The 23,980-nt window shown below is 62.7% G+C and carries 24 protein-coding genes; 10 read left to right on the top strand and 14 right to left on the bottom strand.

What is annotated here, in order from left to right; all coding sequences use genetic code 11:
• Nucleotides 1-10: 10 nt before the first annotated feature.
• Both ACLCGK_RS14885 and cbpA read right to left on the bottom strand, forming a co-directional pair.
• Nucleotides 11-316, bottom strand: coding sequence for a chaperone modulator CbpM (locus tag ACLCGK_RS14885; RefSeq protein ID WP_410952266.1), 306 nt, complete (start codon nucleotides 314-316; stop codon nucleotides 11-13).
• A gap of 2 nt (nucleotides 317-318) precedes the next feature.
• A complete protein-coding gene (gene cbpA / locus ACLCGK_RS14880; protein WP_013974397.1) occupies nucleotides 319-1,272 on the bottom strand; it encodes a curved DNA-binding protein in 954 nt (317 codons plus the stop codon).
• A 164-nt stretch (nucleotides 1,273-1,436) separates the two neighbouring features.
• On the opposite strand from cbpA, the gene ACLCGK_RS14875 reads away from it, so the two are divergent.
• Nucleotides 1,437-2,708 (top strand): Hsp70 family protein, encoded by a 1,272-nt coding sequence (locus ACLCGK_RS14875; RefSeq protein ID WP_085693117.1) that lies wholly within the window; start codon nucleotides 1,437-1,439, stop codon nucleotides 2,706-2,708.
• 135 nt (nucleotides 2,709-2,843) lie between these two features.
• Here the strand turns inward: ACLCGK_RS14875 and ACLCGK_RS14870 are convergent, their stop codons facing one another.
• The 3 genes from ACLCGK_RS14870 to ACLCGK_RS14860 form a co-directional block, all read right to left on the bottom strand.
• Nucleotides 2,844-3,851 (bottom strand): AI-2E family transporter, encoded by a 1,008-nt coding sequence (locus tag ACLCGK_RS14870; RefSeq protein ID WP_063911893.1) that lies wholly within the window; start codon nucleotides 3,849-3,851, stop codon nucleotides 2,844-2,846.
• A 71-nt stretch (nucleotides 3,852-3,922) separates the two neighbouring features.
• Nucleotides 3,923-4,210 carry a PsiF family protein gene (locus tag ACLCGK_RS14865; protein WP_003258250.1) on the bottom strand — a complete coding sequence of 96 codons (288 nt, stop codon included), beginning with the start codon at nucleotides 4,208-4,210 and terminating at the stop codon, nucleotides 3,923-3,925.
• 63 nt (nucleotides 4,211-4,273) lie between these two features.
• Entirely contained in the window at nucleotides 4,274-5,062 is a 789-nt protein-coding gene (locus ACLCGK_RS14860) for an AraC family transcriptional regulator (protein ID WP_410952265.1), read from the bottom strand.
• A 224-nt stretch (nucleotides 5,063-5,286) separates the two neighbouring features.
• On the opposite strand from ACLCGK_RS14860, the gene ACLCGK_RS14855 reads away from it, so the two are divergent.
• A complete protein-coding gene (locus ACLCGK_RS14855; RefSeq protein ID WP_054572742.1) occupies nucleotides 5,287-6,159 on the top strand; it encodes a DMT family transporter in 873 nt (290 codons plus the stop codon).
• On the opposite strand, the gene ACLCGK_RS14850 is transcribed toward ACLCGK_RS14855, so the two are convergent.
• A complete protein-coding gene (locus tag ACLCGK_RS14850; protein WP_410952264.1) occupies nucleotides 6,156-7,046 on the bottom strand; it encodes an alpha/beta fold hydrolase in 891 nt (296 codons plus the stop codon). The two genes, ACLCGK_RS14855 and ACLCGK_RS14850, sit on opposite strands and share 4 nt — an antisense overlap.
• A gap of 123 nt (nucleotides 7,047-7,169) precedes the next feature.
• Here ACLCGK_RS14850 and osmE point away from each other — a divergent pair, with 123 nt between their 5' ends.
• Together osmE and ACLCGK_RS14840 are read left to right on the top strand one after the other, a co-directional pair.
• Entirely contained in the window at nucleotides 7,170-7,511 is a 342-nt protein-coding gene (gene osmE / locus ACLCGK_RS14845) for an osmotically-inducible lipoprotein OsmE (RefSeq protein WP_003258245.1), read from the top strand.
• 48 nt (nucleotides 7,512-7,559) lie between these two features.
• Complete coding sequence (locus ACLCGK_RS14840) at nucleotides 7,560-8,090, top strand: bacterioferritin (protein WP_410952263.1); 531 nt, start codon at nucleotides 7,560-7,562, stop codon at nucleotides 8,088-8,090.
• Nucleotides 8,091-8,219: 129 nt separating this feature from the next.
• Here the strand turns inward: ACLCGK_RS14840 and ACLCGK_RS14835 are convergent, their stop codons facing one another.
• Entirely contained in the window at nucleotides 8,220-10,286 is a 2,067-nt protein-coding gene (locus ACLCGK_RS14835; RefSeq protein WP_410952262.1) for an AsmA family protein, read from the bottom strand.
• Between the two features lie 341 nt (nucleotides 10,287-10,627).
• Here ACLCGK_RS14835 and ACLCGK_RS14830 point away from each other — a divergent pair, with 341 nt between their 5' ends.
• The 3 genes from ACLCGK_RS14830 to ACLCGK_RS14820 all read left to right on the top strand — a co-directional run bounded on the left by ACLCGK_RS14830 (nucleotide 10,628) and on the right by ACLCGK_RS14820 (nucleotide 13,109).
• Nucleotides 10,628-11,080 carry a phage infection protein gene (locus ACLCGK_RS14830; RefSeq protein ID WP_410952261.1) on the top strand — a complete coding sequence of 151 codons (453 nt, stop codon included), beginning with the start codon at nucleotides 10,628-10,630 and terminating at the stop codon, nucleotides 11,078-11,080.
• A gap of 122 nt (nucleotides 11,081-11,202) precedes the next feature.
• Nucleotides 11,203-11,835 carry a TetR family transcriptional regulator gene (locus tag ACLCGK_RS14825; RefSeq protein WP_023662510.1) on the top strand — a complete coding sequence of 211 codons (633 nt, stop codon included), beginning with the start codon at nucleotides 11,203-11,205 and terminating at the stop codon, nucleotides 11,833-11,835.
• Between the two features lie 176 nt (nucleotides 11,836-12,011).
• Complete coding sequence (locus tag ACLCGK_RS14820; RefSeq protein ID WP_410952260.1) at nucleotides 12,012-13,109, top strand: AGE family epimerase/isomerase; 1,098 nt, start codon at nucleotides 12,012-12,014, stop codon at nucleotides 13,107-13,109.
• A gap of 116 nt (nucleotides 13,110-13,225) precedes the next feature.
• Here ACLCGK_RS14820 and ACLCGK_RS14815 read toward each other — a convergent pair whose 3' ends face one another.
• From ACLCGK_RS14815 to ACLCGK_RS14790, 6 genes are all read right to left on the bottom strand, one after another.
• Nucleotides 13,226-13,993 (bottom strand): SDR family oxidoreductase, encoded by a 768-nt coding sequence (locus ACLCGK_RS14815; RefSeq protein WP_100413368.1) that lies wholly within the window; start codon nucleotides 13,991-13,993, stop codon nucleotides 13,226-13,228.
• A gap of 696 nt (nucleotides 13,994-14,689) precedes the next feature.
• The gene (locus ACLCGK_RS14810) at nucleotides 14,690-15,406 is read right to left on the bottom strand and encodes an ABC transporter ATP-binding protein (RefSeq protein WP_015271986.1); all 717 of its coding nucleotides are present in this window, start codon (nucleotides 15,404-15,406) and stop codon (nucleotides 14,690-14,692) included.
• A complete protein-coding gene (locus ACLCGK_RS14805) occupies nucleotides 15,403-16,278 on the bottom strand; it encodes an ATP-binding cassette domain-containing protein (RefSeq protein ID WP_010955466.1) in 876 nt (291 codons plus the stop codon). The genes ACLCGK_RS14810 and ACLCGK_RS14805 overlap by 4 nt, the downstream gene beginning before the upstream one ends.
• A complete protein-coding gene (livM, locus tag ACLCGK_RS14800; RefSeq protein ID WP_015271987.1) occupies nucleotides 16,275-17,576 on the bottom strand; it encodes a high-affinity branched-chain amino acid ABC transporter permease LivM in 1,302 nt (433 codons plus the stop codon). The genes ACLCGK_RS14805 and livM overlap by 4 nt, the downstream gene beginning before the upstream one ends.
• Before the next feature lie 2 nt (nucleotides 17,577-17,578).
• The gene (locus ACLCGK_RS14795; protein WP_013974411.1) at nucleotides 17,579-18,493 is read right to left on the bottom strand and encodes an ABC transporter permease subunit; all 915 of its coding nucleotides are present in this window, start codon (nucleotides 18,491-18,493) and stop codon (nucleotides 17,579-17,581) included.
• Nucleotides 18,494-18,649: 156 nt separating this feature from the next.
• Complete coding sequence (locus ACLCGK_RS14790) at nucleotides 18,650-19,786, bottom strand: branched-chain amino acid ABC transporter substrate-binding protein (RefSeq protein ID WP_015271988.1); 1,137 nt, start codon at nucleotides 19,784-19,786, stop codon at nucleotides 18,650-18,652.
• Between the two features lie 568 nt (nucleotides 19,787-20,354).
• Between ACLCGK_RS14790 and pncB the strand changes: the two genes are divergently transcribed.
• Nucleotides 20,355-21,560: a nicotinate phosphoribosyltransferase gene (pncB, locus tag ACLCGK_RS14785; RefSeq protein ID WP_410952259.1), complete on the top strand. Its 1,206-nt coding sequence runs from the start codon at nucleotides 20,355-20,357 to the stop codon at nucleotides 21,558-21,560.
• A gap of 3 nt (nucleotides 21,561-21,563) precedes the next feature.
• The gene (gene nadE / locus ACLCGK_RS14780; RefSeq protein ID WP_013974414.1) at nucleotides 21,564-22,391 is read left to right on the top strand and encodes an ammonia-dependent NAD(+) synthetase; all 828 of its coding nucleotides are present in this window, start codon (nucleotides 21,564-21,566) and stop codon (nucleotides 22,389-22,391) included.
• Between the two features lie 79 nt (nucleotides 22,392-22,470).
• Here nadE and azu read toward each other — a convergent pair whose 3' ends face one another.
• Nucleotides 22,471-22,920, bottom strand: a complete 450-nt coding sequence (gene azu / locus ACLCGK_RS14775; RefSeq protein ID WP_015271990.1) for an azurin — start codon at nucleotides 22,918-22,920, stop codon at nucleotides 22,471-22,473.
• 349 nt (nucleotides 22,921-23,269) lie between these two features.
• Here azu and ACLCGK_RS14770 point away from each other — a divergent pair, with 349 nt between their 5' ends.
• A complete protein-coding gene (locus ACLCGK_RS14770; protein ID WP_023660590.1) occupies nucleotides 23,270-23,857 on the top strand; it encodes a TIGR00730 family Rossman fold protein in 588 nt (195 codons plus the stop codon).
• The last annotated feature ends 123 nt before the right edge of the window (nucleotides 23,858-23,980 follow it).

The raw sequence follows: 23,980 nt of genomic DNA, 5'->3' as shown, positions 1-23,980 counted from the left end.
CCTGCAAACCTCACATCTGGGTAAACCTGCCCAACCGCTGCCTCAGCATGTTGTTCTCGCTGCGCAGCTGCTGCACTTCCTGCAATAACTCCAGCGCCAGCGCCACACCTTCCCACTCCAGTTCCAGCTCCTGATGCAGCTTCGCCGCGCGCTTGGCCAGCAACGGCGCCTGATCGTCGAACAACCAGTCCTCCGGCGTTCGCCCGGAAGGTTCGACAATGCCGTGCTCGACGATTTCGATCACGCAGTCAGCCGTGAGATCGGCCTCCTGACACAAGGTACGCATGTCCAGTTGAACGATCAGGGTGCTGCTCATGATCACTTACTCCATTGTGTCCTCGGGTTGAACGCAGCCTTCTCGGAAAGCTTGGTCCACAGTTCGCGGGCAGACTCGTCGGATGCTGGCGGCATGACCACTTTCAGTTGCGCGTAAAGGTTGCCACGCTCGCCACTCTTGTTGGCCAGGCCCTTGCCCGGTACGCGCAGGCGCTGGCCGCTCTGGCTGTCGGGGCGGATGGTGAGGTTGATCTTGCCGTCCAGGGTCGGCACGGCCACCTTGGCGCCCAGTGCTGCCTCCCACGGTGCCAGCGGCACGGTGATGATCAGGTCATGACCTTCGACATCGAACAGCGGGTGCGGTGCCATGCGAATGGTCAGGAACAGGTCGCCATTGGCCCCGCCACCACTACCCGGCGCGCCCTGGCCCTTTAGGCGGATACGCTCGCCGTCGGTCACACCGGCCGGGATCTTCACGTTCAGGGTCTTGGTAGTGAAGCCGGTGCGCTGGCCCATGGCATTGGTCTGCGGCACCTGGAAGCTGATCTGCTTGGACTCCTTGCTCAGGGTCTCTTCAAGGAATACCGCCAGTTCTAGCTCCACGTCCTGCCCCCGCCTGCCAGCGCTGCGTTGCTGCTGCCGGGCACCACCGAACGGGTTGCCCCCCCGGCCACCAAAGATCGAGCTGAAAAAGTCGGAGAAATCGCCGCCTTCGAAGCCGCCACCACCGCCACGGTTCTCCCAGCCCGGTGGCGCCTGGAACGGCCGGCCATGCTGGCCACCGTACTTGCGGATTTCATCGTACTCGGCACGTTTCTGCGCGTCGCCCAGCACTTCGTAGGCCTCGTTGGCCTCCTTGAATTTTTCCTCGGCGTCGCGCTCCTTGCTGACATCGGGGTGATACTTGCGCGCCAGCTTGCGGTACGCGGCCTTGATCGCCTTTTCGTCCGCCGCGGGCTCTACGCCGAGTATCTTGTAATAGTCTTTGAAGTCCATCTATGGATCACCAATGTGAATGTGCGTGTTGCAAGAGAAGATAGGGGTCAAGCATAGCCTTTCAAGACCACCTTGGGGTTGCTCCATGGCAGACGATCGGTCTTGATTCTGTAGCCAACTGGCATACACTGCGCGGCCGTTTTGCCTCCGGAAGCTCATTCCCCATGTCTGACGTATCCCCGGCCCGCGCCCTGGGCATCGACTTTGGCACCTCCAACTCCACGGTCGGCTGGCACCGCCCAGGCGCCGAGTCGCTGATTGCCCTGGAAGACGGCAAGATCACGTTGCCCTCGGTGGTGTTCTTCAACATCGAGGAGCGTCGCCCGGTATATGGCCGCCTGGCACTGCACGAGTACCTGGAAGGCTACGAAGGCCGCCTGATGCGTTCGCTGAAAAGCCTGCTGGGCTCCAAGCTGATCAAGCACGATACCAGCGTGTTGGGCAGCGCCCTGCCGTTCAAGGACCTGCTGGGCATGTTCATCGGCGAGCTGAAAAAACGCGCAGAGGCCGCTGCTGGGCGGGAGTTCGAGCAGGTGGTGCTGGGCCGTCCGGTGTTCTTCGTCGACGAAGACCCTGCCGCCGACCAGGAGGCCGAGGACACCCTGGCCGAAGTGGCGCGCAAGATCGGCTTCAAGGATGTGTCCTTCCAGTACGAGCCGATTGCCGCGGCCTTCGACTACGAGTCGAGCATTAGCCGCGAAGAGCTGGTGCTGATCGTCGACATCGGCGGTGGTACCTCGGACTTCACCCTGATCCGCCTGTCGCCCGAGCGCCACCTGGTCGCCGAGCGCCAGAGCGACATCCTCGCCACCGGCGGTGTGCACATTGGCGGTACCGACTTCGACAAGCAGCTGAGCCTGCAGGGCGTGATGCCGCTGTTCGGCTACGGCAGCCGCATGAAGAGCGGCGCGCTGATGCCGACCAGCTATCACCTCAACCTCGCCACCTGGCACACCATCAACGCCCTGTACTCGCAGAAGTCGCAGCTGGCGCTGGGCAGCATGCGCTATGACATCGAGGACACGCTGGGCATCGACCGCCTGTTCAAGCTGATCGAAGAGCGTGCCGGGCACTGGTTGGCGATGGAAGTGGAGGCCAGCAAGATCGAGCTGACCGAGCAGCAGAGCCGCCACGTCGACCTCGGCCGCATCGAGCGCGAGCTGGGCGTGGACCTGTCACGAGCGCTGTTCGAGGGGGCTATCGAAGGGTTGCTGGAGCGGGTGCGTGGTAGCGTGAGCGAACTGCTGGCCAAGGCTGGAGTGAGCGAAACACAGGTCGATACGGTGTTCTTCACCGGCGGTTCCAGCGGGATTCCGGCGCTGCGCAACAGCGTGTCGGCGATGCTGCCGAATGCGCGGCATGTGGAAGGCAACATCTTTGGCAGCATTGGTAGCGGGCTGGCCATCGAGGCGCGCAAGCGCTACGGCGTAGCCTGAGCCAGGCTCTTCAGCCTTTGCCGGCCCCTTCGCGGGCTTGCCCGCTCCCACAGGGACCGCACAGTACCCAAGACCTGTGCAGTACCTGTGGGAGCGGGCAAGCCCGCGAAGAGGCCGGTACAGGCTAATGAAGAATCAGACCAGTTCGGCCCGCTTCAGCTCACTCTTCAGGTAGGCATAGTAGATCGGCCCCGCCACCACCCCCGGCAGCCCGAACGCCGCTTCGAACACCAGCATCGCCAGCAGCAGTTCCCACGACTTGGCACTGATCTGCCCGCCCACGATCCGCGCGTTGAGGAAGTACTCGACCTTGTGGATGACGATCAGGTAACCCAGCGCCGCCGCCGCCACCCAGATCGACAGCGACAGGCCGACGATGGTGATCAGGGTATTCGACATCAGGTTGCCGATCACCGGCAGCAGGCCCAGCAGGAAGGTCAGCACGATCAGCGTCTTGGTCAGCGGCAGGTGCACGTCGAACATCGGCAGCACCACGGCCAGGAAGATGCCGGTGAAGGTGGTGTTGAGCAGCGAAATCTTGATCTGCGCGAAGACGATGTTGCGAAACGCCTGCACCAGCAGGCTCAGGCGCTCGAACAGCGCCGCCGCCAGCGGCTTGCGCCGGGAGATGTCGGGGATGCGCTGCAAGGCGACGATGGCGCCCAGGATCATGCCGATCAACAGGGTGACGAACATGTGCGCCATGCCCTTGCCCACCAGCTGCAGGTCGCTCAGGTGGCTCTTGATCCAGTCACCGATGGCCACCTTGAACTCCGCCGCACTGGCCGGCAGGTAGCCTTCGATGAACGGCGGCAGCTGCCCGCGGGCGCGCTCCACCAGGGCCATGAACTTGTCCAGCGAAGCCCCGGGGTTTTCCGCCTCGTGCAGCAAAAAGCTGAAAGCACCGGCAAACAGCAGGGTCAGGGTGCTGACCACCAGCGTGCCGAGCAGCGCTACAGCCAGCCAACGGGCGCGCTGCCCGGCGAGCAGCGGCTGCAGCCGCGGCGTGAGCATGTTGACCAGCTCGAACACCAGCAGGCCGGCCAGCAGGCTCGGCAGCAATTTCAGGGGCAACGCCAGCAACAGGCCGGCAAACACGATGATCCAGCTGGCCAGGGTGACCTGGCGGGGGGTGAAGGTCATACAGCCTCAACGGCAGACAACGGGAAAGACCCGCAGTCTGCCAGCCTTACGTCTGCAGGCATAGGCGCAGGTCATTTCTTCTTCAGGCAGTCGCTCATGAACGCTTTGCGCTCGTCACCCTTCAGGGCCTTGGTGGTGGCGTCGGCGTTGCAGGTTTTCATCTTTTCTTGCTGGGTTTGCGGCACATCCTTCTTCAGGCAGGTGCTCATGAAGGCTTTGCGCTCATCGCCCTTGAGGGCCTTGGCGGTGGCGTCGGCGTTACAGGTTTTCATCTTTTCCTGCTGCGCGGTATTGGCGGCGAAGCCTTGGGCGCTGAACAACACCGCCAACACCAGTAAGGGGATTTGCAGCACTTTCATGGAGTAGTCTCCTTGGCTCCGCGCCCGATGCACGGGGGTCGAGCTGAGTGTAGCCAAGAATTCTCAACGCCCTGCCCGTGCCTGGCGGCGGTATTGCTCGGGCGTGCACTGGGCCTGGCGCTGGAACATGGCGATGAACGCCGAGGCGCTGCTGTAGCCCAGGTCGAAGGCGATGGCCTGGATCGGCTGGCCGGCCTCCAGCGCTTCGATGGCGCGCAGAAAGCGCAGGCGCAGGCGCCATTCACCAAAACTGATGCCCAGCTCGCGCAGGAACTGCCGGGCCAAAGTACGTTCGCTGACATGAATCTGGGCGGCCCATTCGCCCAGCGGGCGGTTGTCGCCCGGCTCGGCACCAAGGGCATCGAGCACCTGGCGCAAGCCCTCGCTGTGGGCAAACGGCAGGTAGCAGGCCTGGGTGGGCGCCAGCAGCAGCTGGTCGAGCAGCACCTGCGCCAGGCGCTGGTCGCGCTCGCCCTCGGCAACCCGCAGGTCGCGCCGGGCGAAGTCGGCGAGGATGGCCTTGAGGATGTCGCTGATCATCAGGCTGCACGGTTGCTGCGGCAGTGCGGCGCACAGGCTGCGGTCCAGGTAGACCGAACGGTAGACGATAGCCTGCGGGTTGTAGCAACCATGCTCGGTGTCGGGCGGCACCCACACGGCGTATTGCGGCGGCGACAGGAAGTGCTGGCCAGCTACCTCCAGGTGCATCACGCCGTGGGCGGTGTAGTTGAGCTGGCCCCAGGCGTGGCGATGCAGGGCGCTGCGGGTGTCGGCACCGAACTCGTCGTGGCGGAAGTACACCGGGGCCGGGAGCCGGGTTAACTGGGGAATGTCGAGGTATTTGCGCGGCATGCTGTCTGCTTTGCGGGGCGGGTTGTCTGGATAGGAGTATAGGCTTGTTGACAGACAGTTGATAATGGCTGCCATCGGGGCCTGCTGCGCAGGCCTTCGCGGGCTCGCCCGCTCCCACAGGATCCGCGCCAGCTTTCAGGCCTGTGATATCCCTGTGGGAGCGGGCAAGCCCGCGTAGGGCTGCAAAGCAGCCCCAACCCAAGCCCCAACGAGTAACCTGCTACATGAACTACCTGTTCCCCCTGACCGCCATCCTGATATGGGCCGGCAACACCGTGGTCACCAAGATGTCCGCCGGCGCCATCCACCCCGCCGAGATCGGCTTCTATCGCTGGCTACTGGCCGCGCTGTTGTTCACCCCGTTCCTGCTGCCCGCCGTGTGGCGCAATCGCGCGGCCATTCGCCCGCACCTGGGCAAGGTTTTCGTGCTGGGCGTGCTGGGCATGGCGCTGTACCAGAGCCTGGCCTACTTTGCCGCCGGCATCACCAGCGCCACCAACATGGGCATCATCCTTTCGCTGATGCCACTGATGTCACTGGCATTGTCCATCGCCTGGCTGGGCCAGCGCCTGAGCTACGGTGCCCTGCTGGGCGCGCTGGTGTCATTTTTCGGCGTGCTTGAAGTGGTCAGCGCCGGCCACCCCGCCAGCCTGCTGCAACAAGGCCTGAACAGCGGCGACCTGCTGATGCTGGTGGCCACACTGGCCTATGCGCTATACAGCTTCCTGCTGAAGAAATGGCAGCTGCGCCTGCCGCCGATGCAGCTGCTGTACCTGCAGGTGCTGGTAGCCATCGTCGTGTTGCTGCCGCTGTTCCTGCTGTCGGACAAGACTGGCCTGAACAGCCGCAACGTCGGCCTGGTGCTGTACGCCTGCGTGCTGGCCTCGATGATCGCGCCCCTGGTGTGGATGCAGGCCGTGCACCGCCTGGGGCCCAGCCGCACCACGCTGTTCTTCAACCTGCTGCCGCTGGTCACGGCACTGATCGCCGCCGTGGTGCTCGACGAGCAGCTGGCCCGCTATCACTTGGTCGGCGGCCTGCTGACCCTGGCGGGCGTGGTGCTGGCCGAGCGCTGGACCACACCGATCCGTCGCTAGAGCCCTGCCGCCTTGAGCCGGGCGGCATGTTCGGTGAACAGCCGCACCGGTTCGGCACCCTTGCCCACCGCACCAAGCGACTGGTTGACGATATCCAGGTGGTCGAGCGGGTAATCGTCGCCGATCACCTGCCCCAAGTGCGAACTGAAGCGCCCGACCATTCCGTCGCAATAGCCCTTTTCCTTGACGAAACTGCGCGCGAACAGGCGGCAGAAGTGGCTGCTGCCGTCTAAACGGTTGCGCCGCTGGTCGGTCAGGCCGGGCTGCAAGGTGCCGGACCAGGAGTAATAACGCACGCCATCGACCTCATAGGCCCCCTCCCCGCCCCAGGTGTCTGGCAACCCCTGTGGATAAGCCTGGTTGAACAGCGCCACACCTGCACTGGTCAGTGACTGGTGCGAGGCGTGTACATCCACCGGCAACGGGTCACGGCGCCAGCCGGTTTCCAGCCACACCAGCAGCACGGCCAAGCCATGCAGCACGGCCTTCAGGATGCGCCCCTGCGGGGAATCGCCCGGTGCCGTGCGTTCCAGGTAGTCGGCCAGTTCCGAGCCATGGTTGGGCCCCGCCACCGAAGTGACCGAAGCCACCCGCCCAGGCCGCCTGGCAGCCGCGTAGCGCGCGCTCAGGGCGCCCTGGCTGTGGCCGATGAGGTTGACCTTTTCCGCTCCGGTACGCAGGCAGATGTCTTCGATGATCGCCAGCAACTGCTCGCCGCGCACCTCGCTGGAATGCAGTGGCGAAACCTGCACCGGGAACACCTGCGCCCCGCCCTGGCGCAGGGCCGGCACGATGCCGAACCAGTAGGGGTAGAGCACTACCCGGACAAAACCGAGCATGCCCGGCACCAGCACCAACGGGTATCGCGTGGCCAATTCCTGCTGCATTGCCCCAGCCCCTTTCCGTGGACGACCGGCCAACACTACAGCGGCCTTGATGACCATCGCAATCGAACTCCCACCGCGCGCTGCGGTTCCAAACCACACAGACCCTTTGCAAGGAGCGGGACCATGTACAAGCAGACCCTGGCAATCCTTCTGGCAAGCGCCACCCTCGTCGCCTGCGGCAGCCGCCCGGAAAACCCGGTGGACTACGTCACCTACCGCGACGAACCGCTGGTCAAGCAGGTGGAAAAAGGCATGACCATGCAGAAAGTCATCGCCATCGGCGGCAGCCCGTCCAACGTCATCGACCTCCCCCATGGCGGCACCTGCAACGACTACATCCTCAACCACGATGGCCACCAGCAGCCCTACTACGTGCGCTTCGACGCCACCGGCCATGTCGACGCCAAGGGCTTCAAGACTTGCAAACAACGCGAAGAAGACAGCGACGCCGTCCACGGCGCCTAAGCCTTCCAGGCCATATCCATGACCACCCTGATGTTCCAGGAGATGAACATGAATGCGAATGAACTGACCGATGTACAAACCCTGCGCGAACGTGCCCGTCAGCATGTCGAGCAAGGTGCGGTGACCGAGGGTTACGATGCTGATCGCCAACAGATCCTGCACCTGCTCAATGATTCACTGGCGACCGAACTGGTCTGCGTGCTGCGCTACAAGCGTCACTACTTCATGGCCAGCGGCATCAAGGCCAGCGTGGCTGCCGATGAATTCCTCGAGCATGCCAACCAGGAAGCCGAGCACGCCGACAAGCTTGCCGAACGGATCGTGCAGTTAGGTGGAGAGCCGGATTTCAACCCGGACAACCTGAGCAAGCGGTCCCATGCCCAATATGTGGCGGGCGCTTCATTGAAAGAGATGGTGCTGGAAGACCTGGTAGCGGAGCGGATCGCCATCGATAGCTATCGCGAGATCATTCGGTACATCGGGGATAAAGATCCGACTACGCGGCGGATTTTTGAAGACATCCTCGCGCAGGAAGAAGAGCACGCGGACGATATGTCCGACCTGTTGCAAGGCTTGTGATTCTTGGGGGCGCTTTGCGCCCCTTTCGCGACACAAGGCCGCTCCCACAGGTATTCCACAAGTCTTTAGGGCTGTGAAATACCTGTGGGAGCGGCCTTGTGTCGCGATGGGCCGCGAAGCGGCCCCCTGCTATTTCCGCTCTTTCACCACCGCCGGCGCCTTGCCCGCCTTCATCTGCTGCAACAGCGGCGTGCACTGGTTGGGATCATCCCCGCTGCTAGGCGCAATCAGCGCCAGCAACCCCGCCGCCGGCCCGGCAACCACGCCCAACGCCACCATTCCCGCTCCGCGCAATGCCAGCGGCACCGCCTGCACCCCGGCACTGGGCTTGGCGAACGGCCCGCGCACATACAGCGGCGAACGCAGCGAGAACAGCCGCAACCCTTTCGATTCAGGGGTAATTTTCAGGTCAAGCTGCTCCGTGGCGAAATTGGCCGTGCCGTTGATGTAGATGATCGCGTTCTCGGTATCGAAGATGAACAGGCGCGTGGTCGCCAGGCCATCCTTGATACCCACGTCAGCCGCTGCGCAGTTGATCTTCACATCCTCATCGCCAAACAGCTTGCCGACCACATAGTTACCCACATTAAGTCCGGCAATCTCCATCAGGCTGCGGCTGATGGCACCATCGTTGATCAGCATGCGCAGGTCGCCATTGGCCGTGCCCAGCAAGGCGGCCGCCGAGTTGCCCCGGCCAGTGATATCGGCATCGCCGTTCAACTCACCGAAGCTGGTCTGCATCGGCGCAAAGGAGGGGAACAACTGCTTGAGCTTGAAGCCACGCGCCGTCAGCCGGGCACGCCCCTGCAACGGTACGTTGCGGCCATCCAGGCGAATCCTGGAAGCCAGGTTGCCGCCAGCCACGCCAAAACGCAGGGGCTCCAGGCGCAGCAGGCCGTCCTCCAGTATCACGTGGGCCGACAGGTCGTTGAACGGCAGTTGCGCGCTGTGCACGATGCGCTTGCCGGCGAAGGTGACGTCGGCGTCCATCGCGCGCCAGCGCTCGGTGCGGAACTCTTCCACTGGCAGCACCTTGCCCTCCGGCTGCTTGCTGGCACCACCACGGGCTTTCTGCTCGGCGTTGGAGTCGGCACCGATCAGCGGTGCCAGGTCCTTGAACAACAACTGGTTGGACACCAGGTTGCCGGACAGCTTGGGCCGTGGCTGGCTGGCAACGAAGGCCAGGTCGCCGTGGATATCGCTGTCACCGATCTTGCCGTTGAAGCCCTGGTAGTTGAAGGTCGCCCCTTGCGCCGCGTGCAGGTTGGCGCTGAGGTGGCCGTCGGTGGAGTAGGCCGGGGTGTCGGGCAAGGTTACGCCGGTCAGCGGGTAGAGGTTGCCCAGGCTGGCCCCGGACAGGCGCAGGCGCAGGTCGAGGGCACCTAGGTTGCGCGGGTCGGTCAGGGTGCCGGCGAGCACCACATGGGTGTCGGCGATGCGCACGTCAGCCTGCAGCGGGAAGGGCTGGCTGGCGTCCTGCAGGGCCAGCAGGCCGCCGATCTTGCCGGTACCGGAGACCGGCTGGCCTTTGTAACGGCCCTGGGCCTTGAGCCCGAAGGCGTAGTCCTGCGCGGCACCGGCCTTCTCGGCGCTGGCCTTGCCGACGATGTCGCTGAACGGGACAGGCTTGCCCAGCGGGTCGATCTGCACCTTCATGCTGGTTTTCAGGGTTTGGTCATCGAAGCTGACATTGCCCTGGTCGAAGCCGATGGCGCCAATGTCCAGCTGCCATTTGGAAGGCTCTGCGTTTTCATCCTTGGGGCCGAAGTCGAAGGCCCAGTTGGCGCGGCCATCAGCCAGACGGGTGAGGCTGGCTGTGGGCTTGGTCAGGTCGATGCGCGGGATGCTGATCTGCTGGAACAGCAGCGGCAGCGGCGCCAGGCGGAACGCCACGCGCTCCAGGCCGACCATCTTCGGTTCCTTGAGCCACTCGGGGTTGCCCAAGGTCAGGTCTTCGGCAATGAAGTGCGGCCAAGGCACCCAGGCACGCCAGCCCCCCTCTTCTGGTTCGGTGCGCCAGTCCACGGCAAGGTTGCCATTGATCGCGAAGGGCCGCTGCAGGGCCTCGGAGACTTTCTCGTTGAGCAGGGGCTTGACGCGGTTCCAGTCGAAGGTGGCAATCACCACCACCAGGATCGCCAGCAGGGTCAGCAGGCTGGTGGAGGTCCAGACGAGGATTCTGGCGGGACGCGTCATTGCGTGATTCTCCTTGCGGTATGGCACAGAACAGGTGCAGCGGTGGCACTCAATATCTCGGACTGATGAAAACCCGTGGGGTTTTATCGATGGCGCCGTGATAGCGAAGTTTTTCCTGGCCTTTTGCTCAGCAAATCGTCGCGCCAGACCGTGCGTGTTACCTGCAAAAGGCACCATCAAATTGCCATCTAACGGTCTGTAAAGTGCTTTCTAGAGCAGTTTCAAATCTCTATCAATACGGTCGATTGTTACCATTACCCGTATGAACTTCTCTCTGGCGTTACGCGGCGTAGCATTGGCTCCGTACCCACTTTCCAGCCCCCGAGAGGAGCACCGAAATCATGAAACGCCATCTGCTGACCCTGACCCTGTCCATCCTGGCTGCCAACGCTTTTGCCCTGCCAGCCGACGAGCAACACCTGACCGCCGAATCGCGCTCCAGCGCTGCTGAAATCGCCCAGCCGCTGAAGACCGTTGCTGAAGGTGGTGCTGATCGCCTGATCGAACGTAGTGCCCGCGTTGCCGAAGGTGGCTCCGATCGCCTGATCGAACGTACCGGCCGCGTTGCCGAAGGTGGCTCCGATCGCCTGATCGAACGTACTGGCCGCGTTGCCGAGGGTGGCTCCGATCGCCTGATCGAACGTACTGGCCGCGTTGCCGAGGGTGGCTCCGATCGCCTGATCGAACGTACTGGCCGCGTTGCCGAGGGTGGCTCCGATCGCCTGATCGAACGTACTGGCCGTGTTGCCGAGGGTGGTTCCGATCGCCTGGTTGAAATCAGCCGTGTGAGCTGATCGCCATGACCGAAAAGAACAACCTATGTCACAACGCCAGCTCCCCTCCAGGCCCGGTCCATTGACCGGGCTTTGTTTTTTTAACTAGAGTGCCCAGCCTTACCGCCATAGAAGCCCGCACCATGCTGCCGCGCGCCGAACAGAAGCTACAGACCCGCCAGGCCCTGCTCGATGCTGCCTGCCAGCTCATGGAGAGTGGCCGTGGTTTCGGCAGTATCAGCCTGCGCGAAGTGGCAAAGACGGCCGGCATCGTACCCACCGGCTTTTACCGGCATTTTTCCGACATGGACGCCTTGGGCCTGGCCCTGGTTGCCGAGGTCGACACCACCTTCCGCCAGACCATCCGCCTGGTGCGCCACAACGAATTCGAACTGGGCGGCATCACCGACGCGTCGGTGCGCATCTTCCTTGACGTGGTCGCGGCCCACCGTGCGCAGTTCCTGTTCCTCGCCCGTGAGCAGTACGGCGGTTCGCAGGCCGTACGCCAGGCCATCGCCCGCCTGCGACAGGACATCAGCGACGACCTGGCCACTGATCTGGCGCGGATGAAGCGCTGGCAGCACCTGGACAGCGCCGCGCTGGCGGTGATGGCCGACCTGGTGGTGAAGACCGTGTTCGCCACCCTACCCGAGCTTATCGACAGCCCCGAAGCGGGTTATCCACAGGCGCTGACGCCGCAGGAAAAGATCACCCAGCAGTTGCGCTTCATCTTCGTGGGGGCGCGGCATTGGCAGGGGCTCGGCAACCCGAGCTGATCGGTAGGCTGTACTGGCCTCTTCGCGGGCATGCCCGCTCCCACAGGTACCCCCACATTGCTCGAGCCTGTGGTGATCCTGTGGGAGCGGGCATGCCCGCGAAGAGGCCGGCACAGGCTACCCACAACCCCAGTTCTGCTACCATGGCGCCCTGCCCGACAGCGACGAGCGCCGAAATGTCCGACCCCCGCCCCACCCTGCCCGAACTGGCCCGCTTCAACCAGCACTTCGCCGAACGCATCGTGCCGTTGTGGCAAGGCCCGGGCTGGAACGCCGACATGGCCCTGCCTTACGAGGCCCTGGACGCCCAGCACCAGCCATTGCCGGTGCAGCGCTACCGGGCCATGGCCTGCGCAAGGCAGCTTTACCTGTTCAGCAGCCGCATCGGGCAACCGGGCGCAGCCGAGCGTGCGGCGGCCTTGTTCCGCTCGCTGCAGAAGCACTTCCACGACGCCGAACACGGCGGCTGGTTCTACAGCATCGACGCCCAGGGCAAACCGCTGGACCGGCGCAAGGACCTCTACACCCACGCGTTCATCGTCTTCGCCTGTGCGCACTACTGGGGCAAGGTGCGTGAAAACCTGGTGGAGTCCACGCTGAACGCCGCGCTGGACATCATCGACCAGCAGTTCGCCCGCGACGACGGCCTGTACGAAGCCAGCCTCGCTGAAGACTGGGCAGACCTTGGCAGCGGCCCGCTGCAAAACCCACAGATGCACCTGGCCGAAGCCTTCCTGCAGGTGCTGGCGGTGCGTGACGACAAGCATGCCCAGCAGTCGTTGCTGCACCTGTGCGACGCGCTGCAGGAACACTTCATCGACCCCGCCCACGGCCTGATGCTGGAAAAGCCACGCGGCACTGTGGATAACTGGTTCGAGCCGGGGCACCAGTTCGAGTGGTTCTACCTCCTGCATACCTCGCCACTGCTGCGAGATACGCCGCTGCATGCGTCCATCGACCGGGCTTTCGGCTACGCCGAGCAATACGGGGTCAAGGATGCCGCTGTGCTGGCGATGCTGGATGTGGATGGCCAGGTGCTCGACGCCACCCAGCGAATCTGGGCGCAAGCGGAGTACCTGCGGGCTCTGGTGTTGCGGACAGGGGGCGAGAGCAAGCTTGCCGGGCAGTTACAAGCCCTGGAAACGCGGTTCCTGCGTGAGGCGGGCTGGTATGAGTGCCGGGATGGGCAAGGCAGTGTCAGCCGGCATGATATGCCTTCGACTACACCCTACCACTTGGCGACTTGCCTGGAAGGGTTGCAGCGCTTGGGCTGACGCTTTCGCAGCACAAGGCTGCTCCTACAGGGAAAGCGGCGCACCTGAAACCAGTGCCAATCCTGTAGGAGCAGCCTTGTGCTGCGAATGGGCCGCAAAGCGGCCCCGCCTTTTGATCAGGCCTTGGCCGACCGATCGATCGAGAACCCTGCCCAGTCCTGACTCACCGGCATCAGCTCGAGGCTGTTGATATTGATATGCGCCGGCTGGTTGAGGATCCAGAAGATGGTCTCGGCGATGTCCTGCGGCTGGATCGGCTCGGCACCGGCGTAGGTGGCGTCGTATTTGGCCTGGTCACCGCCAAAGCGCACCAGCGAGAACTCGCTCTCGCACAGGCCCGGCTCGATATTGCTCACGCGCACGCCCGTACCCCGCAGGTCGCAGCGCAGGCTCAACGAGAACTGGCCGACGAAGGCCTTGGTGCCGCCATACACATTGCTGCCTGGGTACGGGTAGTTGCCCGCCACGGAACCTACGTTGAGGATCGACGCCCCACGGCCATGGGCGATCAGCCGTGGCAGCAGCAGGCGAGTGGTGTACATCAGGCCCTTGATGTTGGTATCGACCATGGTTTCCCAGTCGTCCAGGCTGCAGTTCTGCGCCGCGTCCACCCCTAGCGCCAGGCCTGCGTTGTTGACCAGGCCGCGCAACTTGTCGAAGCCGGCCGGCAAGTTGGCGATGGCCTGCTCCATGGCCTTGCGGTCACGCACGTCGAGCACCAGGCCCTGTACTTCGGTCTTGGCCGACAGTTCTGCGCACAGGGCATCCAGGCGCTCCTTGCGGCGGCCAGTGAGCACCAGCTTCCAACCAGCTTCGGCAAAACGGCGGGCAGTGGCCTCACCGAAACCGGAAGTCGCGCCAGTGATGAATACGGTGGACGTCATGCTCTGTTCCTCACGGTGGATTGTCATCGGCAGTCTTGCAGCATGCCCGCGCCGCGTGCTTGCAGCAACCCGCCCGGGATATTGTTCATTTTTTGATCATATGGGGCAAACCCTTACAGCAGACGGCTCGGCACCAGCTATGCGCACGTTATCCACAAGGCTTTCCCCACGGATTGGGGGCAACTTGTCCACGGTGCGGAACCCTTTCAGCGAAGTGTGGTCGGTGGATATCTTTTCGGTGATGGCGCAAGGCTTTCAAGCATGCTGTCTGCAGCGGTCTGTCCAAGGTTTTTTCACAGGGTTATCCACAGGTTTTGCGCAAGCCTTGGAATGAATGCAGGGCTTTGAAAAACCTGGGAAAACCATCCACAAGGCGCCTGTGATCAAAAAATGATCATGAAGCTGCAGGGCTTGGTATCAAAGGGCTTGAGCGAGATGCCACCATGTTTTCCACAGGCGGTTCCACATTATCCGTGGAAAAGATCGGGCCTGTGGAAACAAGGGCTTGGGATGGGGTAGTGATGCGTGAACGGAGAGGCGTGGTAGAAGTTGTCCACATCGAGAATGGGGCTGCTTTGCAGCCCTTTCGCCGGCAAGCCAGCTCCCACAGGGACCACACAGGCCCTGAGGGCAGTGCAGTACCTGTGGGAGCTGGCTTGCCGGCGAAAGGGCCGCAAAGCGGCCCCCGAATGCAACTCAATGCCCGCCGAGATAGGCGTTGCGCACTTCTTCGTTGACCAACAGCTCCTGCCCCGTCCCGCTCATGCGAATCTGCCCGTTGACCATCACATAAGCCCGGTCCGACAGTTTCAGCGCATGGTTGGCGTTCTGCTCCACCAGGAAGATGGTCATCCCGGTCTTGGCCAGTTCACGCAAGGTCGAGAAGATCTGCTTGACCACGATCGGCGCCAGCCCCAGCGATGGCTCATCCAGCAGCAACAACTTTGGCCGGCTCATCAGCGCGCGAGCAATGGCCAGCATCTGCTGCTCGCCACCGGACATGGTCATGGCCCTCTGGTTACGCCGCTCTTTCAGGCGCGGGAACAGCTCGTACATGCGCTGCATGTCTTCGTCGGCATGCTTGTCGCCGATGGGGATGGTACCCATCATCAGGTTCTCCTCGACCGTCATGTCGGGGAACACCCGGCGCCCTTCCGGCGACTGGGCAATGCCGTTGGAGGCAATGTAATGCGATGACTTGCGAGTGATGTCGGTGCCGCGGTACACGATATGCCCCGACGCCGCCCGCGGCTGGCCGAAGATCGACATCAGCAGGGTCGACTTGCCAGCGCCGTTGGCGCCGATCAGGCTGACCGTCTCACCTTCATTGATGTGCATCGAGACTTTCTTCAGCGCCTGGATAGGGCCGTAAAACACGTCCAGGTCCTTCAATTCCAGAATGGGTGCACTCATACCAGTTCCTCTTCATCTGCACCCAGGTAGGCGGCGATCACCGTCGGGTTGTGGCGGATATCCTGCGGCGCGCCTTCGGCAATCACGTTGCCGTGGTCGAGCACCACGATATGATCGGAAATGCTCATGACCATGCCCATGTCGTGTTCGATCAGCACCACGGTAATGTCGTGCTCGTCGCGCAGCACGCGGATCATGCGGCTGAGGGCCTCGGTTTCCTGTGGGTTCAGGCCAGCCGCCGGTTCGTCCAGGCAGATGATCTTCGGCCGCGTGCACATCGCCCGGGCGATTTCCAGGCGGCGCTGCTGGCCGTACGACAACTCGCCAGCCAGGCGGTTGGCGCAATCGACCAGGTCGACCACTTCCAGCCAGTAGAACGCGTGGTCCAGCGCGTCGCTCTCGGCCTTGCGGTAGGCCTTGGTGTTGAGTACCCCGGCCAGCAGGTTGCGGTTGACCCACATGTGCTGCGCCACCAGCAGGTTCTCCACCACCGACATTTCCTTGAACAGGCGAATGTTCTGGAAGGTGCGTGCCAGGCCGGCGCGGTTGACCAGGTGGGTACCGCCGAACATCTTGTAGTACATGCGGTTGGCGAAGCGTGCCGGGGAGACGAAGTCTGCCGCCTGGAAGCGCTCGCCGAGCAGCTGGATGACGTTGGTGTGGCTACCGCGCACGTTCAGCTCGATGCGCCCGCCACTGGCCTTGTAGAACCCGGTCAGGCAGTTGAACACGGTGGTCTTGCCCGCACCGTTGGGGCCGATCAGGGCGAAGATCTGGTTGCGCCGGACCTTCAGGCTGACATCGCTGAGCGCCTTGATGCCGCCAAACTGCATCATCAGGTTGTCGACCGAGAGAATGATATCGTCGCTCATGGCGCCACTCCTTTACGCGGGGTCACACCGGTACGGCTGATGCGGATCAGCCCACGCGGTCGCCAGATCATCATCAGCACCATCAACACACCGAACAGCAGCACGCGGTATTCGGAGAAGCTGCGCAGCAGCTCGGGTGCCACGGTCAGCACGAAGGCGGCGATCACCACGCCTACGGTCGAGCCCATACCACCGAGCACGACGATGGCGAGGATCAGCGCCGACTCGAAGAAGGTGAACGACGACGGGTTGACGAAGCCCTGGTAGGTGGCAAAGAACACCCCGGCCAAGCCGGCGGTGGAGGCACCCAGGGTAAACGCCGAGAGCTTGACCAGTACGTGGTTCAGGCCCATCGAGCGGCAGGCGATCTCGTCTTCGCGTAGCGCTTCCCAGGCACGGCCGACCGGCATGCGGGTCAGGCGATGCTTGATGTAGAGCACTGCAAGCACGACGATGAACAGCACCGCGTAGATGAACACGAACTTGAGGTTGGCGTTGTAATCGAAGCCGAAGAACTCGTGGATCGGTACCCCACCGTCCTTGGCCCTACGGCCGAACTCCAGGCCGAAGAAGGTCGGCGCCGGTGCCGGCATGCCGTTGGGGCCGCCGGTGAACGACAACCAGTTGTTCAGCACCAGGCGGATGATCTCGCCGAAGCCCAGGGTCACGATCGCCAGGTAGTCGCCATGCATCCGCAACACCGGGAAACCGAGTATGCACCCCGCCAGCGCCGCAGCTATGGCCGCCAGTGGCAGCACGCTCCAGAAGCCCAGGCCAAGGTACTGATAACCCAGCGCCAGGCCATATGCGCCGATGGCATAAAACGCCACATAGCCCAGGTCGAGCAGGCCGGCCAGGCCGACCACGATGTTCAGCCCCAGGCCCAGCAGCACGTAGATCAGGCCGAGGATGACCACGGTCAGCAGGTACTTGTTGGCGAAGATCGGGAAGACAATGGCGATCACCACCAGCGCCGGGATGATATAGCGCAGCCGCGATACGTAGTTCGGTGCGCGCACATGCACGCCCGAGCCACCGCTTTCGAAGCCCTGGAGCATGCGCGAGCCGGCGGCCGTCTGCAGGTACAGGCTGAGCAGGAAGCGCCCCAGCATCACCCCGCCAACCAGCCAGGCCACACGCCGCGGCTCGGCGTTGAAGGTGTAGCCGTCGAGCACCACGCCAACGACAGGGCCGAACACGATGAGTGCCAGCAGGCCGGCGACGATGGTCTCCAGCAGGCTGCGTTTGATATCGAAACTTTTGGTTTCAGGAACAGAGGCAGTTTTGGCAATGGACATGTTCACACCTTAGCCACGAGCGGGCGACCCAGCAGGCCTTGTGGGCGGAAGATAAGGATCATCACCAGCAGCGAGAAGCTGAACACGTCCTTGTAGTCGGAGTTGATCAGGCCAGAGAACAGCGACTCGGAAATGCCCAGGATGATCCCGCCGAGCATGGCGCCTGGCAGCGAGCCGATACCGCCGAGCACCGCGGCGGTAAACGCCTTGATACCGATGATGAAGCCGGCGTAGAAGTCGAAGGTGCCGTAGTTCATGGTGATCAGCACGCCGGCCAGGGCAGCCATAACCGCACCGATGACGAACACGTAGGAAATCACCCGGTCGGTGTTGATGCCCAGGATCGAGGCCATCTTGCGGTCTTGCTGGGTGGCACGGCACATGCGGCCGAGCTTGGTGTACTTGATCACATAGGTGAGCAGGCCCATGCCAACGAAGGCTGCCACCAGGATGAAGATCTTGGTGTAGGTAAGTTGCACGAAGCCGGTGCCCACTTCGACACGCCAGGCGCCTTCCAGCAGGGTTGGCACGCCTTGCTGGCGGGCGCCCTGGCTGATCTGCGCGTAGTTCTGCAGGATCAGCGAGATGCCGATGGCACTGATCAGTGGTGCCAGGCGGGTGGAGTTGCGCAGGGGTTTGTAGGCGATGCGTTCGATGGTGAAGCCGTACACGCCGGTGACGACGATGGTGAACAACAGGGTGCCCAGCATCAACAGGGGGAACGACTCGATACCGAAATAAGCCAGCAATGCCAGGCTGATCGCCGCGAGGTACGCGGAAATCATGTACACCTCGCCGTGCGCGAAGTTGATCATGCCGATGATGCCATAGACCATTGTGTAGCCGATGGCGATCAGGCCATAGACCGACCCGAGGGTCAGGCCGTTGACCAGTTGCTGCAGGAAAATACCATCCATAACGCAATCTCACCTGATTGAGATTGCACGAGCGCCGACCACGGCGGGCCTGGAACAGGCGGCCCTCGCAGCGCAGTACTGTGCAGATCTACGGATAAAGACAGGTACCGCGGGGCTTTGGCCCGGGGGCTGACGCGCCCGGGCCGTGGGCCGTTGTTATTTTTGTTTTTCCAGCTGGTGGTACTTGCCTTGGGCATCCCACTGGTAGACCACGTAGTCGGACACGGTCAGGTCACCCTTCGAGTCCCACTTTTTCTCGCCCATGACGGTCTGCACCGGGTTGGCCTTGAGCCACTTGGCAGCGTCCTCGCCCTTGTTCGACTTGGCGCCGTTGAACGCGGCAGCCAGGGCCTGCAGCGAGGCATAGGCGTACAGGGTGTAGCCTTCAGGTTCGGTACCGGCCTTGCGGAACTCCTCCACCACCGCCTTGCTGTCCGGGAGCAGGCGCGGGTCGGCGCCGAAGGTCATGTACACGCCATCGACGTATTGCGCGCCGCCAGCGGTGGACACCAGTTCGTCGGTGACGATGCCGTCATCGGACATGAACTTGACGTCCTTCAGGCCCTGCTCGCGCAGCTGGCGTACCAGCGGGCCGGCTTCCGGGTGCAGGCCGCCGAAGTAGACAACGTCGGCACCGGTGGAACGGATCTTGGTGACCACGGCGCTGAAGTCCTTCTCGCCGCGGGTCAGGCCTTCGTACAGCACCGGCTTGACGCCGCGTTTTTCCAGCTGTGCCTTGGTCGCGTCGGCCAGGCCTTGGCCGTAGGTGTCCTTGTCGTGCAGCACCGCGACTTTCTTGCCCTTGAGCACGTCGACGATGTAATCGCCGGCGACGATGCCCTGCTGGTCGTCACGGCCGCACATGCGGAACATGGCGCCCAGACCGCGCTCGGTAACCTGTGGGTTGGTGGAGCCCGGGGTGATGGCGATGACGCCAGCCTCGTCATACACCTCGGAGGCCGGGATGGTGTTGGAAGAACAGAAGTGGCCTACCACGCCAATCACCTTGTCCTGATCGACCAGGCGGTTGGCCACGGCCACGGCCTGTTTCGGCTCGCAGGCGTCATCGCCCTTGACCAGCACGATTTTCTCGCCATTCACGCCACCGGCGGCGTTGATCTTGTCGGCCGCTGCCTGCGCACCTTTCATGTACTGCTCGCCAAACGCTGCGTTAGCCCCGGTCATCGGGCCCGCTACACCGATCTTGACGTCGGCCTGAACATACGAAGAAACACCCAGTGCCGTAGCTACGGCCAGAGCCAGGAAACCTTTCTTGTAAAACGTCTGCGACATGAGGTGGTGCTCCTAGAGTTTTTTTGGTTGGCACTACAACTTCTCAGCCCTGTGCTCAGAGCAAGGGCCGTGCCATAGGTTTTGTCTTCCGGCAAAACACACTGCGCAGGTTGCCTGCAGGCGACCGACGGCCTTTTCTTTATTGAGCGTGCAACCGTCTGCCACGCGGCAGGCGCCACCAGACGTACAGACAAGGAGCAACCGTCGAGTGCCATCATTGCAACCCTGGCAAGTGTTTACGTGCAACCGCCCTGTAACAGCGGACGTCACCGAACTGCACACAGCTGGTGCGCGACTGCTACAAGCGGCACCGTTTCAAGGCTAGCTGGTGCACGAAAAAACACGCGGTTTTGGCAGATCCGGCCTCTTCGCGGGCTCGCCCGCTCCCACAGGTATTGGAAGGCCTGTCCTTTCAGGGGGTCCTCCCTCTCCACAGGGGGTGGCACCGTTCCTGAGCTCGGAGGTGTTCCTGTGGGAGCGGGCAAGCCCGCGAAGAGGCCGGAACAGCCACACGAGGCGCAAAAGGCTGGCACAATGTCCGCCATTCGCCGCTTCCGGAGCCCCATTGATGAGCGAGAGCGCATTCGCCGAGCGCATCGTGCACAACCTGCTCGACACCGACTTCTACAAACTCACCATGATGCAGGGCGTGCTGCACAACTACCCGGATGCCGACGTCGAATGGGAATTCCGCTGTCGCAACGGCGAGGACCTGCGCCCATACCTCGGCGAGATCCGCAACCAGCTAGAACTGCTCAGCGACCTCACCCTGGATGATGGCCAGCTGGCCTTTCTCGAACGCATCAGCTTTCTCAAGCCAGATTTCCTGCGCTTTCTGCGCCTGTTCCGCTTCAACCTGCGCTACGTACGCCTGGGGATAGATAACGACCAGCTGTTCCTGCGCCTGAAAGGTCCGTGGCTGCATGTGATCCTGTTCGAAGTGCCGCTGCTGGCGATCATCAGCGAAGTGCGCAACCGCCATCTGCACCCGCGCATGCGCCTGGCCGAGGCCCGCGACCAGCTGTACCGCAAGTTCGACTGGCTGCGCGCACATGCCAGCGACGATGAACTGGCCGAACTGCAGGTGGCTGACTTCGGCACCCGCCGGCGCTTTTCCAGCCGTGTGCAGGAAGAAGTGGTGCGTGTGCTGCGCGACGATTTCCCGGGCCGCTTCGTCGGTACCAGCAACGTCGACCTGGCATGGAAACTGGATATCAAGCCGCTGGGTACCATGGCTCATGAATGGATCATGGCCCACCAGCAACTCGGCCCGCGACTGATCGACAGCCAGATCGCCGCGCTGGACTGCTGGGTGCGCGAGTACCGCGGCCTGCTCGGTATCGCCCTGACCGACTGCATCACCATGGATGCCTTCCTTGGCGATTTCGACCTGTACTTCGCCAAGCTGTTCGACGGCCTGCGCCACGACTCGGGCGAACCGGTGGCATGGGCGGAAAAAGCCATTGCCCATTACCAGAAACTGGGTATCGACCCGATGACCAAGACCCTGGTGTTTTCCGACGGTCTCAACCTGACCCGCTCGCTGGAAATCTTCCGAGCCCTGCGCGGTCGCATCAACGTCAGCTTTGGCATTGGCACCAACCTGACTTGCGACATCCCGGGTGTGGCCCCGATGAGCATCGTGCTTAAAATGACCGACTGCAACGGCGCGCCGGTGGCGAAGATCTCGGACGAAGCCGCCAAGACCCAATGCCGCGACGAGAACTTCGTCGCCTACATGCGCCATGTATTCAAAGTCCCCAGCAAGGAGTAACCCATGCAAGCGGTTCAGCAAGAGATTGCCCAGGCACTGAAGGTACAGCCGCCGTTCGCCGACGCCGCCGCGCTCGAGGCCGAAGTGGCCCGGCGCGTGGCGTTCATCAAGGATTGCCTGGCCAACGCCCGGCTCAAGACCCTGGTGCTGGGCATCAGCGGCGGCGTCGACTCACTGACCGCCGCCCTGCTCGCTCAGCGCGCCATCAACGAGCTGCGCGCCGAAACCGGTGACAAGGCCTATACATTCATCGCCGTACGCCTACCGTACCAGGTCCAGCATGACGAGCATGACGCCCAGGCGTGCCTGGAAGTGATCAAGGCCGACGAAGTGCACACCGTGGATATCGCCCCGGCAGTACGGGCGCTTGCGGCTGAAGTGGTGGAGTTGAAGAACGGCTCGCCGACGCTGGTGGACTTCGTGGTCGGCAACGTCAAGGCACGCACCCGCATGGTCGCCCAGTACACCATCGCCGGTGCCCGCGCAGGCCTGGTGATCGGCACCGACCACGCCGCCGAGGCAGTGATGGGCTTCTTTACCAAGTTCGGTGATGGTGCCTGCGACCTGGCGCCGCTGAGCGGGCTGGTGAAGAACCAGGTGCGGGCGATTGCGCGCAGCTTCGGTGCGCCGGAGTCACTGGTGGAGAAGGTGCCGACTGCGGACCTGGAAGACCTGGCACCGGGCAAGCCGGACGAAGCCTCCCATGGCGTGACCTACCAGCAGATCGATGCCTTCCTGCATGGGCAGCCGGTTGACCAGGAAGCGTTCGACATTATCGTCGCCACCTACCGCAAGACCCAGCACAAGCGCGAACTGCCGTTCGCCCCTTGATCAGGCTGTAGAAAGACCTGTGGGAGCGGTTCGGCGCCCCGGTGAACCCGCTCCCACAGGGTTCACCGTCAGCCTTTGATTACTTGACGACGACCTTGCCCTTCATCATCGAGATGTGGCCCGGGAAGGTGCAGAAGAAGCTGTAGTCGCCACCGGCTTCCAGCTTGGTAGCGTCGAACTTCACCTCGGTCTCCTTCTCAGGAGCACCAATCATCTTGGTGTGGGCGATGATCGCGGCGTTGTCAGCCTTGATGTAGTCCTTTTCCAGACCCTGGCTCATGCCTTCGGTGGCAATGCCCTGCATGTCGGCAGTCTTGCTGATCACCAGGTTGTGGCCCATGACGTTCTTCGGCAGGTTGCCGGAATGGGTCAGTTTGACGGTGAATTCCTTGCAGCTCTTGTCGACGGTGATTTCCTTGGTGTTGTAGGACATCTGGTCGGTGGAGTCGACAGTCACCGAGCACTCGGCTGCGAAGACAGAAGCGCTGGCGAGGGTCAGCAGGGATACCGCTACAGCTTTCGCAAACATCATGAATCTCCTTGGCAGGGTTTTATCAATTGCGAGACTGCCTGAAACCGTTCAGCCCCTTGCTGATATGGGTCAAGGGGCTGTCAAGAGGCCAGCCAGTAGAATTGTTCAATGGATTGTATACAACCAATTCAAGGGCACATCATGCCCTTTTATTGGACGATGGGACAACCTCTCATTTAGGAGCAATACGAAATGACCCTTGGTAGCCTGATGAACAGCCTGCTGGCGGCCTACGCCCATGGAGCGACCGGCGCCATCTGCGAATTCTCCCGACCGGAGTGAAACCAGCCTTGGAACTGTAGGACATGGGCCTTACCCTGTCAGCCTGAGTGACTGGAGATGAGCAATGCCCGTACGTTCCGTTTGTGTGTTCTGCGGCGCCAGCATTGGTGCCAACCCCGCTTACCGTGAAGCGGCCATCGCGCTGGGCCAGGCGATAGCCCGTCGCGGCCTGACCCTGGTCTATGGCGGCGGCGCAGTTGGCCTGATGGGCACCGTCGCTGACGCGGCCATGGCGGCCGGTGGCGAAGTGATCGGAATCATCCCCGAGAGCCTCATGAATGCCGAAATCGGCCACAAGGGCCTCAGCCGCCTGGAAGTGGTCGACGGCATGCACGCGCGCAAGGCACGCATGGCCGAACTGAGCGACGCCTTTATCGCCCTGCCCGGTGGGCTGGGTACGCTGGAGGAGTTGTTCGAGGTATGGACCTGGGGGCAATTGGGCTATCACGCCAAGCCGCTGGGGCTGCTGGATGTGAACGGTTTCTACGAGAAGCTGGGCGGGTTCCTCGACCATATCGTCGAAGAAGGCTTCGTGCGGCCGCAGCATCGGGCGATGTTGCTGCTGGGGCAGCAGCCCGATGAGCTGCTGGACGGGATGGACAGCTTTGTTGCGCCGGTGGCGCCGAAGTGGGTCGACAAGAAGCCTGACTGAAGCTGAGATTTTTAGGACCGCTTTGCGGTCCATCGCGACACAAGGCCGCTCCTACACCGACCGCGAGCCCCCCCCCCCGGAATTGTCGGGTTTGCACGGTCATTGTAGGAGCGGCCTTGTGTC

It is taken from the genome of Pseudomonas sp. S1(2024) (assembly GCF_046557535.1).
Note: the sequence above shows the minus strand (reverse complement) of the source record. Positions and strands in the feature narration are given on the sequence as shown.